Consider the following 2,753-nt stretch of genomic DNA (forward strand, 5'->3'; position numbering starts at 1 on the left):
ACACGGTGCAGGCCCTGCTGCTGCCCGAGGCCGGCGCAGCCACACCCGCCGAGCCCCTGCCGGTGAGTTTCCCCGAAACGGCCGTAGTGGACTGGACGCTGCTGCGGGCCAGCGGCCGCGAAGAAGGCAACTACGTGGGCCGCTACACCGAAACGGCTCATCAGCTGGAAGGTCTGCGGCTGCGGTAGAAATTGTTATTCCGACGTGAAAGGAAGCCGATGAAGGCCATTGCCGGGCTTATTCAGATGACTGTGCCAACGGAATGACGGCCGGACGGGGCGAAAAACCGTAATTTCGGGCCTCACCAAATTCCCGCCCGAACTCTATGTCCGCCACCGCCTCCCCCACCGCCACTTCTGCCCGCGCCGCCGAGCTGATGCAGCTCGAAGACCAGTACGGCGCCCACAACTACCACCCGCTGCCTGTGGTGCTGAACCGCGGCGAAGGCGTGCACCTGTGGGATGTGGACGGCAAGCAGTATTTCGACTTCCTCTCGGCCTACTCGGCCGTGAACCAGGGCCACTGCCATCCGCGCATCATCGAGGCGCTGACGAAGCAGGCCCAGCAGCTCACACTCACTTCGCGGGCGTTTTTCAACGACCAGCTGGGCGCGGCCGAAAAGCAGCTCTGCGAGCTGTTTGGCTACGACAAAGCGCTGCTGATGAACTCGGGCGCAGAGGCCGTGGAAACCGCCCTGAAGCTGGCCCGCAAATGGGGCTACCAGGAAAAAGGCATTGCCCCGAACATGGCCCAGATTGTGGTGGCCGAGCACAACTTCCACGGCCGCACCACGGGCATCATCTCCTTCAGCACCGACGGCGACAGCACGGGCGGTTTCGGCCCCTACATGCCCGGCTACCGGGTAGTGCCCTACAACGACATTGAGGCGCTGGAAGAAGCCCTGCGCGACCCGCACGTGTGCGGCTTCCTGGTCGAGCCCATTCAGGGTGAAGCGGGCGTGATGGTGCCGGCCGTGGGCTACTTGGCGCAGGCTGCGGCGGCTTGCAAGGCCCATAACGTGCTGTTCATTACCGACGAGATTCAGACCGGACTGGGCCGCACCGGCAAGCTGCTGGCCTGCGACCACGAGGCCACGCGCGGCGACATTCTCATTCTGGGCAAGGCCCTGAGCGGGGGCGTGCTGCCGGTGTCGGCGGTGCTGGCCGACGATGAAATCATGCTCACGATTCAGCCCGGGCAGCACGGCTCCACGTTTGGCGGCAACCCGCTGGCCTGCGCCGTGATGCGCGCCGCGCTCGACGTGCTCATCGACGAAAAGCTGGCCGAAAACGCCGCCCGGCTGGGCGAAATCTTCCGCGAGCGCATGCGCCAGGTGCAGACCCAGCGCCCCGAAGTGGTGGACCTGGTGCGCGGCAAAGGCCTGCTGAATGCGGTGGTGATTGTGCCCGCCGCCGACGGCCGCACCGCCTGGGACGTGTGCGTGACGCTGATGGAGCGCGGCGTGCTGGCCAAGCCCACGCACGGCGACATCATCCGCTTCGCCCCGCCGCTGGTCATTACCGAAGAGCAACTGCACGCGGCCTGCGATATTATTGCGGAGGTGATTCTGGCCTTCTAAGCGTAAGGCTTCGCAAGGTTAAGAGAGGTTTCGCTAGGTTTGTCGTTTCGCTGATTTCAGCTGGACATTTCTTTTGGCGAAACCTTCTCCACCCTCGCGAAACCTCTTTTAACCTTGCGAAACCTCGCGCTATCGTACTGGGAGCACCAGTCCTTTTTTGGCCCGGCCGACGTAGCCATCATCGGCGCGGGGCTGGTGGGGCTGACGGCGGCTTTGTACCTAAAGCAGCTGCGGCCCGGCTGGCGCGTGGTGGTGCTGGAGCGCGGGGCGCTACCCAGTGGAGCTAGCACCAAAAACGCCGGTTTCGCCTGCTTTGGGTCGATTTCGGAACTTATAGAGCAGGAAAAGCGGGGCGACCTGCAGGCCGTGGTGGCCGCGCGCTGGGCCGGGCTGGCCCGCCTGCGCGAGCTGCTGGGCGATGCCGCGCTCGACTACCAGCCGGTGGGCGGCTATGAGCTTTTACGGCACGAAGAAGCGGCGCTGGCAGCCGAATGCCGCGACAAAATTGATTATTTCAACGAGTTGCTGGCTCCGGTGGTAGGCCACGCCCGCACCTTCCGCGATGCCAGCGATGAAGCCAGCCGCTTCGGTTTTGGCGGCGTGGGCACGCTGCTGAAAAATGAGCACGAAGGCAGCCTCGACACTGGCCGCATGATGCGCGCTCTGCTGGCCCACGCCTGGGCCGCTGATGTGCCAGTGCTTACTAATTGCGATGTAACCGCCATTGAAGCGGACGCGAGCGGCCATCAATTGCGCTTGACCAACGGCGCCACGGTGGCCGCCGGACAGGTATTGCTGGCCACCAACGCCTTTGCCACCGAGCTGCTGCCGGAACTAGCCGTAGTGCCCGGCCGCGGGCAGGTACTCGTGACCGAGCCGCTGCCCGACGTGCGGCTGCCCGGCACATTTCACTACGACCACGGCTACGCCTATTTCCGGCAGCTGCCCGACCACCGAATTTTGCTGGGCGGGGGCCGCAACCTAGATTTTGCGGCGGAAGAGACCACGGAGCCAGGCCTTACTCCTGCCGTGCAGCAATACCTCGAAAACCTGCTGCGCGAGGTGATTGTGCCCGGCCGGCAGCCCCGCATCGACTACCGCTGGAGCGGCGTGATGGGTTTCGGGCCCGCGCTGGCCCCGATTATCGATTGGGCGCGGCCGGGGGTGCTGGCGG

Annotated in this window: 3 protein-coding genes; all 3 read left to right on the forward strand. The window is 64.8% G+C overall.

Annotated features, from left to right (window positions below):
* Positions 1–188: hypothetical protein (locus ACYVDE_RS19530; RefSeq protein WP_460503214.1), on the forward strand; the 188-nt coding region annotated here is incomplete at its 5' end.
* Between the two features lie 137 nt (positions 189–325).
* Complete coding sequence (gene rocD / locus ACYVDE_RS19535; protein ID WP_460503215.1) at positions 326–1,579, forward strand: PLP-dependent aminotransferase family protein; 1,254 nt, start codon at positions 326–328, stop codon at positions 1,577–1,579.
* 114 nt (positions 1,580–1,693) lie between these two features.
* Positions 1,694–2,753, forward strand: a 1,060-nt coding sequence (locus ACYVDE_RS19540) for an NAD(P)/FAD-dependent oxidoreductase (protein WP_460503216.1), incomplete at its 3' end; no start/stop codon positions are given.

This window comes from Hymenobacter agri, from assembly GCF_054778495.1.

Coding starts and splice junctions, on each gene's coding strand:
- rocD (WP_460503215.1), top strand. CDS start 326: ATGTCCGCCACCGCCTCCCCCACCGCCACTTCTGCCCGCGCCGCCGAG.